Consider the following 13,721-nt stretch of genomic DNA (forward strand, 5'->3'; position numbering starts at 1 on the left):
ATGTAATGATTGATTCGACGATTGTCAGAGCGCATGCATGTGCTGCGGGCTATGAAAAAGATGGAAATTCAGCGCAGGCGTTAGGTAAGAGTAAAGGTGGTTTTACAACGAAAATTCACACATTAGTTGATGCGCTAGGTTTGCCAATCAAGTTCATCCTTACACCTGGACAGGTACATGATAGTACCCAGTCAAAAGCGTTGTTAAGTGATGTGCGTGATGCAAATGTGCTTGGGGATAAAGCTTATGACTCAAAGGATTTGTATGCATTTTTGCTTGAAAGAGGATGTAATATAGTCATCCCACCAAGAAGTAATGCAAAAGAGCCGCATGAGTATGATAAGGAAATTTACAAAGAAAGGCATTTGATTGAATGTTTCTTTTCGAAGCTGAAGCACTTTCGTAGAGTTTTTTCAAGATTTGATAAAACAATAATCAGTTTTAGTGGATTTTTAAACTTTTCTGGGAGTTTGATTTGGATGCGGTAAAAAAATTGGTTCACAGAACCTAATATTTTGCTTGGTTTGCTTAAATTAAAATGCTTTTGTGTCATTTTTCAACCTCATTACTTGCTGATCTATAGTCATTGTTGAACTGTGAAATATGCTTGTTGCAGAGTGAAAAACCTTCCTCAGTTAAGGCGTTTTGCTTGGCCAGTAGTTCATAGCATGCAGCAAAACCGATGATATAGGCCTCTTTGGGATGAAATTTATCAATTACATTGACCTCGCTTATTTTGCATAAATTAAACTGACTGACATTCTTATTGGTTTGATGACGAAATGTAATCCTGATACCTTGATGTGGGTTGAGGTAGCTCAATATACGGTTAATGCGGTAAGGGTATCGATTGGGGATTTCTGACAGTTTATAGGATATTTTCTTTTTTAGCTTTGTGATGATGTTTTTCATGTATTTTCATTAGCTGTTAGCTGTTAGCTGTTAGCTGTTAAGGGGTGAAGGAGATTGTAAACAATTGTTTTGGCGATGCCAATAATAAAAACTTTATTTTTCATCTTGATTTCTTTATAAAAATTTGGTTGGTTGCTGATGAAGTGACTGCCTTGATATCGACGAAGCATTAAAGCTTTGATTTCATCATGATAAATCAAATAGATTTGCCCTTCTATAGGTGCGCTTGTAACCTCTGTTATGCCAACCATTGAATATGCCGGAATTTCAGGTGCCATAGATGCGTCAGGTTGCATGATTGCAAATGCGATATTCAGATTTTTTGCAAAAGCAGCGTATTGCTCAACGGACTCTAATGATTTGTGGTGAATATAAGTATTAATAATCTCATTATGGCTTAAAATGGGCACCAATGCATGGTTGGTAAGAAAGACCTCTTCTGGCTTGTCGGCAATAAAAATAGCGCCTTCCCCTGTTGCTAACCATTCAGGGTTAACACCTAATGCATTGGCAATATCAAAAGTAAATTTAGATGATTTAACGTTATTTTTGCGGATAAAGTTGATATTTTGTGGTGTGGTGTTGGCTGCAGCAGCCAGGTCAACCATACGGATGTTTAATTTTTCAATGATATAGTTGAGCCTGTCTGCCAGGGTCAGCAACTTTTCCTTGCTCATTAAACTCAATACTTTATATATCTTAAGTATCATATATTATAGTGCATGCTCTGTTCAATTGGAATGTGTTTATACAATATAAAAATAAAGTTTTCTTTATACTTATTGACTTTAATTTATTTTCTGTATAAGATAAATTTAATCAAAACAGTTAAACACTGATAAAGCGAGGGGTGCGTGGCCGTGTTAATAACAGGGATGAGCTTTAATGTTCCTGAATATAAGATTACAAATGATGATCTCGTTGCTTCTTATTTTTAAATAAGAATCGGTTTTCTACTGAATTTATTGAGATATCTTCGGAAGTAATATCGGTGGTTTATACAGAAAATGAAAATATTATTAAGCCTCTGGGTTTGGAAAACCTAGGGGCCTGCTTAATCAGACCGGATGGTTATATTGGCTACCATGGTCATATACAAGGCTTAGAGAGCTACCTTAATAAATATTACAATTGCAGGTTGTTGTTAGGTGCTGCCTAGCCAATAAATGGAGTCATTATGTTAAAAGGTCAAAATCAAACAAAATTCATATTATTTTTTGTTGCACTTTTAGATTTTATGGGGTTTACAATAGCGGCGACAATTTTCCCAGAGCTTTTTGTCAATAAATCTGCCGGTTTTTTACCAGTGGCATGGACTCATGCGGAAAGATTGACTTCGGTCGGTATTGCACTGGGGTTGTATCCATTGGGGCAATTTTTAAGTGCAAGCATATTTGGTGTTTTGTCGGATCATTTTGGTCGTAAGCCAGTCTTACTCGTAACGATTATTGGTACCATTTTGGCGACATTTCTTACTGCTTTTTCGATTACTATTAATGCGTATATATTGCTCTTTATCTCTCGTTTTATTTTAGGTTTATTTGCTGGTAATGTATCTGTTGCACAAGCTAGCATGGTGGATGTTAGTGATGAAAAATCGCGTGCTTCAAATATTAGTTTGGTTCAGCTTTCATTAGGCCTTGCCTGGGTTTGTGGTGCCCCGCTGGGGAGCTTTCTGTCAGATCACACAGTCTTTCATGGGTTTAACTACAGCACACCTTTTTACTTTTTAACGGCTATTTTGTTTATTATTGGGCTATTTTTATATCTTGGTTATCGTGAAACGCTCTGTATTAGTCATCGTGGTAGCTTGCAAAAGATACACCTCCTAAAAGGATTGACGCTGACTATAGATGCATTGAAAGATCGAAAAGCGTACGATATTTTATGGGTTTGGTTGATTTTCATTGGCGGTTGGGCTTTATTCTTACAGTTTTTGCCTACGTTCTTAATTATTCATTTTAATTATACAGCACATACAGTAGGTCCTATGCTGGCCTTTATGGGAGGTACTTTTGCAGGCACGCAAATATTTATTGCGCGGCGGTTTTTGAGATTGGTATCACCTGAAAAAATTTTGCGCTGGGTGATAGTTGTGCCAGGGCTTGCCGCCTTGGGAATAGGAGTTGCACACAATTGGTGGTTTTTGCATATCGTGGCTTTTTTATTTCCATTCTCAATGGGTTTTACATTGCCTGCTTTACTCGGGGCTATCTCAAGTCGAGGCGCTATGAATGAACAGGGTGCTTTGTTGGGTAAGGCACAATCTATACAGGCATTGATGACAATTATTGTGACGATGTTGGGAGGGAAATTGCTAGTTGTTAGCCAATATATGACAACCTTTGTGGGTGGTTTTGCTATGTTGGCAGCATGGTTAATTTATTTAAGTGTCTTTCTTGCCAAAAAGAAACACTCTATTCGAACTAAATTAAAAAGAGCGTAAATTATGTCCAAAATCATTGGAAAGTTATTTAAAAGAGTTACTAGAAGGAGAAAAATGAAATGAGTAAATATGTTAATTTAGGTCAATTAAGAACGTCAAGCATTGGTTTTGGTGCAATGGGTTGCTCTGAGTTTTATGGAAGCATAGACAATAATGAAGCTCGGAAAACGATCCATCGTTATATTCAGCTTGTTGGAAAACATGCCATGATCGATACGGCTGATTCTTATGGATTTGGCAAAAATGAACAGTTAGTTGGCAGCGTTATCAATGAATATAAGCGGGATGATATTATTTTAGCAACTAAATGCGGCATTATAAGAGATAAAAATGACCTGACCAAAAGAGGGGTTGATACAAGCGCCAGTTATATTAAAGAGGCTTGTTACAAGAGTCTTGATCGCCTAAAGGCAGATTATATTGATTTGTACTATTTGCATAGATTGGATGGTGTAACCCCTATTGAAGAAAGTATGGTAGCACTGCAGGAGCTTGCTAAAGAAGGGGTGATAAAGTACATTGGCCTATCTGAAGCCAATGCAGTAACTATAGAGAAAGCATATAAGTTTTTACAAAAGAGCAATGAGCAAAATCTGTTAGCAGCCATTCAAACGGAGTACTCTTTGTGGAGCAGAGGGGTAGAGAATGATGGTGTTTTAACTCTTTGTAGAGAGTTTGATATTGGGCTTGTGGCTTATAGTCCGTTAGGGCGAGGCTTTTTAACAGGAACGATTCATTTAAACGATGAGCTTGAAGCTGATGATTTTAGAAGGGATTTGCCTAGATTTTTACCTGATAACCTTGAAAAAAACAAAGTGATTATTGGAAAAATGACTGACCTTTCACATAAATTAGGCTGTACATTGTCACAGTTAGCGCTAGCATGGTTGCTTAAACAAGCAAACGTTGTACCAATCCCTGGTACTAAGCGTGAAAAGTATTTGCTAGAGAATATGCAGGCAATAGATATCAAGCTTTCTGACAGTGACCTACTGGCCTTAAATAATTTACCAAAAGCGTTTGGTTATCGTTATCCAGAAGCTGCAATGGAGCGCTTTGCTTACACCAAATAATACTAAGATATGATACATGCAAAAACGCTGGGGCTGTCAATGCTAGCACTTACTTATAAAAAAGGTTGGGTGCCTATATTTAACTCATAATGCTTAGCTGGTTACTTACTCTTAACCATGAAATACTAATTTCCATGCACTAAAAGCGGGCGTCTCATAAGGATGGTGTTCTTGTAAGATCGCAATGGCTTTTTCAATTAAATTATCAGACACCAGTAGCTCAACTTTATATTCCTCAACATAGTTAATCTCATTATTTTGGCCGATATAAGGTTTAGCATCGCCTTGGGGTAGAAATTGCCCTTGGCCTTTGGTTTGCCAGGCACAGCAGCAGTATTGGCCATCATTTCCCGCCCCGATTTCAAAGAGTTTTTCCTTGGTAATGGCAAGATGTGACCCAGGGACATAATACACCAGTTGGTACATAGATGTTTACAACCAAAATTAAATCCATGTATGATTACTTTATAAGAGATAAACGTTAAAAATACAATGTATGTCGCCTAAGTTACCTAAAATTACTGCAAAGAAAACCTTGTCGGAGACGCGATTATTTCGCATCGAGCAGATTGATTTAACCTTTTCTAATGGTGCCAAGCGTATTTTTGAGCGCATTGCACCGACAACAGTGATGCATAAAGCAGTCTTGATTATCCCAATGCTGGATGAGGATACCGTGTTGTTAGTCAAGGAGTATTCAGTTGGCGTAGAGCAATATACCCTAAGCTTTCCTAAGGGGACGATAGATCAGGGCGAGAAGCTCTTTGAGGCGGCTGATCGTGAGCTTATGGAAGAGGTGGGATATAGTGCTGAAAAATATACTTTTTTAAAAGATGTTTACTTATCACCTAACTACATGGCGCACAATATTTCTATTGTTAAGGCAGAAGGTTTACACCCAAAAAAACTGCCTGGGGATGAGCCAGAGCCTTTGGAGGTTGTGCCTTATCCACTTTCAAAAGTAGATCAGCTTATTGAAGATGCAAGTTTTATTGAATGCCGAAGCTTTGCTGCACTTTTATTTGCCTGGCAACAGTGGCTTAAGAAAAACGGATTAAAATAATTAAAACCCCTGCGATAAATGCAACAACCCACAAGGCTGGTATTTGATTGATTTTATAATGAAATTGCTGGCCATTTTGCTTGAGTTTAAAAGCAATAATAGCGGGCATGATTAAAAGCAATACCGCAATACAAACGCCAACATAGCCAATTGCGCTGATAAATAAATCAGGGTCCAGTAAATTGACCAGTAACGGGATGATAAAAGTTAAAACAACCGCGATCAATGTCTTGACTTTAATGTTTAGGCGATTGAGTCGATAACTGTCAATATTAAAGTGGTAAAGCGATAAACTCACCCCAAGATAAGAAGTCATTACTGATATATCTGTAAATACATTCATGCTGATGTTGGCAACAGAAGTGCTGATCTTCTCTTTTAATGCACGTAAAATATCGCCGACATTGGCAGATTCAATTTGTACATGATTAAAAATGGAGCCCATAAAGCTGACTTTTCCGTGAAGGGGTAAGACGCCTAATACAGAAATAAGCCATAAAAAATAAAGAACCAATGGAATTAAGCTGCCATAAAAGATAACACGAAAAAGCGCTTTGGCGTCTTTATTCAAATACTCAGTTAATGTAGGCACAATAATATGCGAAGTAAAAGAGGTAATAATCACAGGGATTGCAATGACTAATGTGCTTGTTAAATGGATGGGAGAAACGATTAAATTCTCAGGTGAAACATAGTGTAAAAATACCAGGCATACAATAACAAGAAAAATTAGCTTTGTAGTAAGCAGAAAGCGATTAATTAAATCAACAGCGGTAGTACCAATAACCACGATTGCACCAAACACAACGACAAAGATAAGTGCCCAGGCATTTTGCGGGATACTGCTAATAAGTGCATTAAAGGCTGATGCTGCTGCAGAGATATAAGCGACACTGATGCAATACATCAGCAATAAAAAACTTACCCAGGCGATGACAGCGCCAGGCTTACCAAGCGTGCGTTTTGCAATAGAAGCAAAGCTTGCACCTTTGGGCATGGTTAAGGCAATATCTGCAATAAGTAAGGCAGTATAGGTCATGATGCACCAGGCGGCCAGCATTACGATACTGCTGACTAAAAATCCCAGTTTTGCGGTAATAATCGGTAAGGCCAGGATGCCAGCACCAACTTCGGTGCCTGTAACGATCATCATACAGCCAAGTTGTTTAGTTAAGGTGTTCTTTGGCATGATATTAGCCTCTTTGATTAGTCGAAGAAAACTGATGTAGATAATACAGCAATAGAGGCACCAAAGACGTTATATTGCTGTTGTCTATGCATAAGCGTAATTTAGTGTTGGGTTGCTTCAGAGGATTGTTGATCAGAAAGCTTTTGCATATAAAGTGCATCGAAGTTAATCGGGGATAGGTTAATTTGCGGGAAACCACCTTTATTGATTAAACTATCAATCGCTTCTTTTGCGTAGGGGAAAAGTGCTGTTGGGCAGTAAGCTGCAAGCATTGGGTTTAGTTGTTCTTCTGGCATGTTCTCCATCGTGAATATACCTGATTGTGTCAACTCAATTAAATAAGCGGTTTCGTTATTATTTTTTACCGTGACCGTTAAGGTTAAATCCACTTCGTAAACATCTTTATCTAATGCGTTTGAGTGTGTATCAACATTGACATTAGCTTCAGGTTTCCATTGAGATTTAAAAACATCTGGCGTGTTTGGTGCTTCAAAAGAAATATCTTTTGTGAAAACTTTTTGGATAATGAAGTTTGGCTGTTTGTCTTGTGAGTTGTTTTCCATTATTCTTTCCTGTTATTGAGATTTATTTTTAAATAAAAACATTATGCCTGAAGCAGATAAAAAGGCCAAGCCCATTAACCGTTATTTGCTAAGGATTTTAATGAAGACAGGCACGATAATGCTTCAATGGGTGTCATTGTGTTAGGGTCAAGGTTATTTAATGTTTCAATTAATTGTGCAAGTTGATCATCTTCTTCTTTTTGATGAGGTATTTCTAAGTCCAGATTTTGTTGCTCAGAAGCACAAAGACTTGTATTTTTTTGTTCTAATTCAGATAAAATCATATGCGCATTTTTAATGACATCATTTGGCAGGCCCGCAAGCTTTGCCACTTGAATGCCATAGCTTTTTAATGCAGCACCTGGTTTGGCATGATGTAAAAATATAATGCCATTTTTATGCTCTGTGGCTTCAAAGTGAATATTTCTGACATGTGGATATTTATTTGCAAGTTCGGTCAGCTCAAAATAGTGGGTGGCAAATAAGGTGTAAGCGCTTATCTGAATTAATTTCTCTGCACAGGCTGTGGCTAGTGCAAGTCCGTCAAACGTGCTTGTGCCACGACCAACCTCATCCATCAGCACAAGGCTTTGGTGTGTCGCATTTCTAAGAATATGTGCACATTCAGTCATCTCAACCATGAAAGTCGAGCGACCACTGCTTATATCATCTGACGCGCCAATTCGTGTGTAAATGGCATCAACAGGGCCAATTAGCGCGCTTTTTGCTGGAATGAAGCTGCCAATATGTGCAAGTAGGACAATGTGTGCTAACTGGCGCATATAGGTTGATTTTCCACCCATATTAGGGCCTGTAATAACCTCGAAGTTGCGATTGGCAGAAAGCATGGTATCGTTGGCGATAAAGGGCTTATCCAACATATTCTCAATCACAAGGTGCCGGCCTTGAACAACCTGTAAAGAAGCATCATCTGTAAAGTTTGGGCAACTAAGCTTTAAGGTTTGTGCTCGCTCTGCAAGATTGCTTAAAACATCAATCTCAGCAATGGTTTTAGCCAGTTGATGTAGTATTTCTGATTCAGCAGCAATACAATCCAATAAATCCTGATAGAGGTGCTTTTCATAGCTTAATGCCTTTTCTTTACTGCTGAGTATTTTATCCTCAAATTGTTTAAGTTCATCGGTAATATAGCGTTCGGCATTTTTTAAGGTTTGGCGGCGAATGTAATCGCAAGGCAACGCTTTATGTTGTGATTTGGATATTTCAATATAGTAACCATGGACTTTATTAAATCCAATTTTCAGGTTTGAAATACCGGTACGCTGGCGCTCACGCTGTTCCATTTGAATTAAATAGTCACCTGCATTTTGGCTTAAATCGCGCAGTTGATCGAGGTGACTATCATAGTCTTTTTTGATGACGCCGCCATCACGGATGGTAACAGGTGGCTCGTTAACGATTGCCTTATTAAGCATTTCGGCTAAATGTGGCAGTGATATTAAGTGTTCAGCCAGATGAATAAGATGTGGATGACTGTGTTGTTGAAGATGTTTTCTTAACTCAGGCAGTAAAGATAAGGTTTGCCTTAAGGCAACCAGATCTTTTGGTTTGGCTGTGTTTAACATGATTCTTGAGGTGATGCGCTCAATATCCTGTGTATGTTGCAATATGGGTTGTATTTGATCCATTTTGTTTTGTGCTAACAAATCGATAATGGATTGCTGGCGTTTTTGCAGAGTATCCATGTTACGTGTTGGTGCTTGAAACCATGCGCTAAGAAGTCTGTTTCCAAGTGCTGTTTTGCACTGATTAATCATCGAAAAAAGCGTATGTGAACTTTTCCCAGATAAGGCATGTTGAACTTCTAAGTTTCGACGAGATATCGCATCAATATGCAACAGGTGTTGATTTTGTTCAATGCTGATAGAGCGTAAATGGCGAGGAGTGGATTTTTGCGTTTCTATAAGATAGTTGATTAATGCAGCTGCCGCAGATAAGCCAAGTGTTGCCCGGTTAATCTCATCAGTAATCGCAGTTGCCCCAAAAATATCTTTTAATAGTTTTTTACCAGGCATTAATTGAAAATCCCATTCATTACGCTTTTGAATACAGCATTCCAGTTGCACAAGTGTTTGCTCAAACGCATCATAAAAGCTATTTAATACGAGGATTTCTTTAGGTTGAAGGCGAGAAAGCTCATCAATAAGTGGGCGTTTTCTTTTATCAAACTCAAAAAGTTTAATATCGCCTTGTGTGTAGGATAAATAGGCAACCCCCACGCGATTATTGCGATGGAAAATAGCTAAGATAATATTGTTGTCGGTGTGTTCTAACAGGCTTTCTTCTGATACGGTTGCCGGTGTAATAACACGCACGACTTCACGTTCAACAGGACCTTTATTGTTCACATCTCCAGTTTGCTCGCAAATAGCAACACTATAACCTTTTTTAACCAGTTTTGCTAAGTAAGTTTCTGCTGCATGGTAAGGCACACCTGCCATATCAATGGGTTGGCCATTGGATTTTCCACGAGAGGTTAAGCTGATATCTAAAAGTCTGGCGGCTTTTTTTGCATCTTCGTAAAACAGCTCATAAAAATCTCCCATACGGTAAAACAGTAAAGTTTCAGGGTATTGGGATTTAATATTCAGATACTGTTGCATCATTGGCGTGTGCTGTGATTGTGTTTGCGGCATGTGTGTATCGTGGTTTTACGCTTTATTGTTAGAGAAATTATAACGCTTTCTTAGCCCATCGTGAATCTTTTTGCACTGAAAGCCAGTTTGGTTAATTAAGTTGTAAATTTTGTAAAAAATAATCATAAAGGTGTCAAAAATGTATTTTTCTGGTATATTGTGGCGATCATAATTTGAGGTTTAATTAATTGGAAATTTTATGCAAGTTTTGTCTGAGGTAGAGTCAAAGAACTTTTCGTTGGTACGCTCATGGTTTGTTGTATTGATTGTTTCATTATTTTTCTTTTTTGAGTTTGGTTTAGGTAATGCCTTTAATACATTAACTCCAGCAATCTTGAATGCCTATCCAACTTTAACGCCAGTCACTGTAAGCTTTATTTCAAGCCTTTATTTTTACACGAATATTCTGTGCTTGATTCCAGCAGCTTACATTCTAGATCGCTATTCACCAAGACACGCCATCTGTCTGGCGCTTTTGGTGTGTGCAGCTAGCATCTTATTATTTTCATTAACCAGTAATATTTATTTGATTGTTTTATCTCGATTATTGATGGGATTTGGTGCAAGTTTTAGCCTGATCGGTTGTGTGCGCGTTGCGACAAACTGGTTTCCTGCCAATCGCATAGGATTTGTTATTGGTGTAATTATTGCCATTGGCATGTTAGGTGGGTATGCAGCACAAGCACCTGTTGGGCACTTATTAGACTGGTTAGGTTTACAAAAAACATTGTTAGTAATAAGCCTGTTTGGCTTTTGCCTGGCGGCTTTGATTTTCATCGTTGTGCGCAATGCGCCTAGTAGCCGTGATAAGGCACGTAAAGCACAGGTTGAAGCACTTAAAAATGACTCACTTCTAACAACCTTTAAAAATGTCTTAACCAAACCGCAGAACTGGTTTTGTGGTTTGTATGTGGGATTGATTAACATCGGTACATGGATGTTAGGTGGTATGTGGTCAAATGAGTATCTGATGAAAACACATGGTGTTAGTATCTTAGATGCCCGTTCAATCACAGGATTTATCTTTTTAGGCATGATTTTTGCATACCCATTTTGGGGGTGGTTAACTGAGGCAATGCAAAGACGTAAACTGCCTTTGATTTTAGGTGGTATTTTTTCTGTAGTTATTATCGCAATGATTATGTTCTTAAGTCTAAGCGTCACCGCATTGTCGGTGTTGTTTTTCTTACTAGGATTTGTCACAAGTGCGCAAACAATTGCATATCCTGTGGTCGGTGAGATTAATCCCATGAAAAATAATGCGATTGCAACAAGTATTGTGTCGATGAACTCACTGCTTTGGGGTGGGGTTATTGCTATGCCATTATTTGGAGTTTTAACCGAGAAATTTAACCATGCCATGGGGTATGAGTCAATGGCGGCACCAGGATTAAATTTCGGTATGAGTATTTTGCTAATTGGCTTTATCATTAGTATTATATTTGCATTTTTCGTCAAAGAGACGTATTGTAAGCGTCAGGTAGAATAATCATAGGATATATGATGGAATTTCTTGAGTTTGAAAAACCCATTGCGGAACTTGAAGCAAAGATAGAAGCTTTGGCAAACGCCAGTAACCATACAAAAGAGATCCAGGATGAAATAAGCAAGCTGCAGTCTAAAACGAATGATCTGATGAAAAAGATATACAGTTCGTTAACAGATTGGCAGATTATTCAGCTTGCGCGCCATCCGCAGCGACCTTATTTTTTAGACTTTGTGCATAAGATATTTGATGATTTTCAAGAACTTCATGGTGATCGCGCTTTTGCCGATGATAAGGCGGTTATTGGTGGTATTGCACGCTTAAATAATAAACCAGTCATGGTGATTGGTCAGGAAAAGGGTAGAAAAACCAAAGATCGGCTTCGCCATAATTTTGGGATGATGCACCCTGAAGGCTACCGTAAGGCGCTTCGTTTAATGAAGATGGCAGAAAAATTTGGCATGCCTGTGATCACATTTATCGACACACCTGGGGCATACCCTGGTGTTAAAGCCGAAGAGCGCGGACAAAGTGAGGCGATTGCAAGAAATTTATTGGAAATGGCGAAACTTGATGTGCCTGTTATCTGTGTGGTGATCGGGGAAGGATGTTCAGGTGGAGCGCTTGGTATTGGTGTTGGTGATAAGCTTGTGATGCTAGAATACAGTTATTTTGCCACAATCTCACCAGAAGGCTGTGCTTCTATTTTGTGGAAAACAGCAGAAAAGGCCGCTGATGCTGCAGAGATTATGGGGATTACTGCAAACCGCTTAAAGTCTTTAAATATCGTTGATGAAGTGATCAAAGAGCCTTTAGGTGGTGCCCATAGAGATATTGAGCAGGCGGCCCAGGAAATCCAAAAAACGATAGATCGATTATTATTAGAATTGCTTGAAGCGGATAATGAAAAAAGAAAAGAGACACGTTATCAAAAACTTATGTCTTTTGGGGCATTTGAAGAATAAGTCTATTATATCATTTGCAAACAATTTTGCAGTTTCACCACAATCTTCATAAAGTGCTTGGCAGCTAAACACCGCAAAGTGGTTTACAAATAGTATTATTCTTTATTAATAATTGTCGCAATTGCATCGACTTCAACCAGGTAATCTGGTTGCGCTAAGCTTTCAACGCCCAGCCAGGTTGATGCAGGAAAGTCAGCATCTTTGAATTTCATTTTTAATATTTTAGCGATCACTTCAGCATCTTTTCCTGATTTGAAATTAACGACGTATATTCGCAATTGCTGGATATCATTTTTTGTGCCACCTGCTTCCTTAACAACAGTGATAACATTGTCTAAGCAAGCAGAAAATTGGCTGGGTAGGTCGTTTGCAACTAAGGTGCTTTTTTCATCCCAAGGAACCTGGCCTGAGATATGTATCATATCTACATTTCCTACTTTAATGCGTCTGCCTTGGCTAAACCCCCAGTTGTGGCTATTGAATAATGTTTTAGGGCTTAATATATTTTTATTAGTGGCGTGTTTTACCATTCTATCTCTCCAGAATTTATTTTATGAAACATTTTAAAAAAAGTAAGGTATATAGCATTACTCTCAATACCTTTAAATAATCATTGGCTGGTTTATCAATATAACGAAGCTTTCTATAGCGTGATTTTGACATGCGACGTCTTTTTTTCGGTCAAGTAATCAATAGAGGCTATGTATTTAGTCTGCCCTTGGAAGTGTACTTTAAGTTTCATCGGTTTATGTGCTTTGCAGGTGATTGTTGGGAATCCATCAGGATCCTTTTGTGTCATATCGCAATATAAGTCAACAAGATTGTCTTGTCCGAAAGGGTAACGGTTAACACCAAATTTTTGATTATCCATACCAGTTGCCCAGCCACTGGCAAAATAACTGCCATCTGGCCATGTTCTGTTTTGCATCAACCATTGGTGATATGAAACAAGCACGGGGAAGACTTTTTCAAGCCGGCTTTGGTCTTGTGTAAAGTTATAATAATGCCATTCTGCCCAGGGAAAGATGTTAGGTCCAGTGCTCACAAGATCATAGCGGTGAAATTGATGATGATGCTTTGCCTTTTCAAATTGCGGGAGTGATTGGTTATCATAATGTATGTGCTTAAATATATTTTCACTAACAAGTGGGTTGTGGATATAGGTATTCTTGTACATTATATTTCCTTTTCAATAAATCGATATTTATGGGCTAAGCGGTAATATACCGCAATAAATAAAAAAAAGATGACCAGACAAGGTAACACAGTTGCAGAAAATGCAACCTGGTCGCTTGTAAAGTAGATCATCACACCCATGATTTTAGAGGATACACTATCAAATAATGCCGGGCGCATTCGGAATTTGT

The 13,721-nt window shown here is 38.3% G+C and carries 15 protein-coding genes; 6 read left to right on the top strand and 9 right to left on the bottom strand.

Annotation, left to right across the window (positions count from 1 at the left end; genetic code table 11):
* Window positions 1-488, top strand: a 488-nt coding sequence (locus DNK84_RS06300) for an IS5 family transposase (protein ID WP_119343701.1), incomplete at its 5' end; no start/stop codon positions are given.
* 61 nt (window positions 489-549) lie between these two features.
* Here the strand turns inward: DNK84_RS06300 and DNK84_RS06305 are convergent.
* Together DNK84_RS06305 and DNK84_RS06310 are read right to left on the bottom strand one after the other, a co-directional pair.
* Window positions 550-912: a hypothetical protein gene (locus DNK84_RS06305; RefSeq protein WP_119343702.1), complete on the bottom strand. Its 363-nt coding sequence runs from the start codon at window positions 910-912 to the stop codon at window positions 550-552.
* Between the two features lie 23 nt (window positions 913-935).
* The gene (locus DNK84_RS06310; RefSeq protein WP_119343703.1) at window positions 936-1,589 is read right to left on the bottom strand and encodes a helix-turn-helix domain-containing protein; all 654 of its coding nucleotides are present in this window, start codon (window positions 1,587-1,589) and stop codon (window positions 936-938) included.
* Between the two features lie 500 nt (window positions 1,590-2,089).
* Here DNK84_RS06310 and DNK84_RS06315 point away from each other — a divergent pair, with 500 nt between their 5' ends.
* Together DNK84_RS06315 and DNK84_RS06320 are read left to right on the top strand one after the other, a co-directional pair.
* The gene (locus tag DNK84_RS06315) at window positions 2,090-3,358 is read left to right on the top strand and encodes an MFS transporter (RefSeq protein WP_119343704.1); all 1,269 of its coding nucleotides are present in this window, start codon (window positions 2,090-2,092) and stop codon (window positions 3,356-3,358) included.
* A gap of 59 nt (window positions 3,359-3,417) precedes the next feature.
* Entirely contained in the window at window positions 3,418-4,431 is a 1,014-nt protein-coding gene (locus DNK84_RS06320; RefSeq protein WP_119343705.1) for an aldo/keto reductase, read from the top strand.
* A gap of 111 nt (window positions 4,432-4,542) precedes the next feature.
* On the opposite strand, the gene DNK84_RS06325 is transcribed toward DNK84_RS06320, so the two are convergent.
* Window positions 4,543-4,857 (bottom strand): YqfO family protein, encoded by a 315-nt coding sequence (locus tag DNK84_RS06325; RefSeq protein WP_119343706.1) that lies wholly within the window; start codon window positions 4,855-4,857, stop codon window positions 4,543-4,545.
* Window positions 4,858-4,966: 109 nt separating this feature from the next.
* On the opposite strand from DNK84_RS06325, the gene nudE reads away from it, so the two are divergent.
* Window positions 4,967-5,494, top strand: a complete 528-nt coding sequence (gene nudE, locus DNK84_RS06330; protein ID WP_235826843.1) for an ADP compounds hydrolase NudE — start codon at window positions 4,967-4,969, stop codon at window positions 5,492-5,494.
* Here nudE and DNK84_RS06335 read toward each other — a convergent pair.
* From DNK84_RS06335 to mutS, 3 genes are all read right to left on the bottom strand, one after another.
* Complete coding sequence (locus tag DNK84_RS06335) at window positions 5,472-6,683, bottom strand: amino acid permease (protein ID WP_119343708.1); 1,212 nt, start codon at window positions 6,681-6,683, stop codon at window positions 5,472-5,474. The two genes, nudE and DNK84_RS06335, sit on opposite strands and share 23 nt — an antisense overlap.
* A gap of 101 nt (window positions 6,684-6,784) precedes the next feature.
* Window positions 6,785-7,246: a protein-export chaperone SecB gene (gene secB / locus DNK84_RS06340; protein ID WP_119343709.1), complete on the bottom strand. Its 462-nt coding sequence runs from the start codon at window positions 7,244-7,246 to the stop codon at window positions 6,785-6,787.
* 74 nt (window positions 7,247-7,320) lie between these two features.
* Complete coding sequence (gene mutS / locus DNK84_RS06345) at window positions 7,321-9,903, bottom strand: DNA mismatch repair protein MutS (protein WP_119343710.1); 2,583 nt, start codon at window positions 9,901-9,903, stop codon at window positions 7,321-7,323.
* 199 nt (window positions 9,904-10,102) lie between these two features.
* On the opposite strand from mutS, the gene DNK84_RS06350 reads away from it, so the two are divergent.
* Window positions 10,103-11,392: an MFS transporter gene (locus tag DNK84_RS06350; protein WP_119343711.1), complete on the top strand. Its 1,290-nt coding sequence runs from the start codon at window positions 10,103-10,105 to the stop codon at window positions 11,390-11,392.
* Between the two features lie 14 nt (window positions 11,393-11,406).
* Complete coding sequence (locus tag DNK84_RS06355; RefSeq protein ID WP_119343712.1) at window positions 11,407-12,354, top strand: acetyl-CoA carboxylase carboxyltransferase subunit alpha; 948 nt, start codon at window positions 11,407-11,409, stop codon at window positions 12,352-12,354.
* Between the two features lie 95 nt (window positions 12,355-12,449).
* On the opposite strand, the gene DNK84_RS06360 is transcribed toward DNK84_RS06355, so the two are convergent.
* The 3 genes from DNK84_RS06360 to DNK84_RS14605 form a co-directional block, all read right to left on the bottom strand.
* The gene (locus tag DNK84_RS06360) at window positions 12,450-12,884 is read right to left on the bottom strand and encodes a RidA family protein (RefSeq protein WP_119343713.1); all 435 of its coding nucleotides are present in this window, start codon (window positions 12,882-12,884) and stop codon (window positions 12,450-12,452) included.
* A 113-nt stretch (window positions 12,885-12,997) separates the two neighbouring features.
* On the bottom strand, window positions 12,998-13,531 hold the full coding sequence (locus DNK84_RS14600) for an MGH1-like glycoside hydrolase domain-containing protein (RefSeq protein ID WP_208123264.1): 534 nt from the start codon (window positions 13,529-13,531) through the stop codon (window positions 12,998-13,000).
* Window positions 13,531-13,721 (bottom strand): hypothetical protein (locus DNK84_RS14605; protein ID WP_208123265.1); only part of this gene is annotated, 191 nt, incomplete at its 5' end. The genes DNK84_RS14605 and DNK84_RS14600, both read right to left, overlap by 1 nt.

The sequence above is a fragment of the Facilibium subflavum genome (genome assembly GCF_003574485.1).
Classification (GTDB): domain Bacteria; phylum Pseudomonadota; class Gammaproteobacteria; order Francisellales; family Francisellaceae; genus Facilibium; species Facilibium subflavum.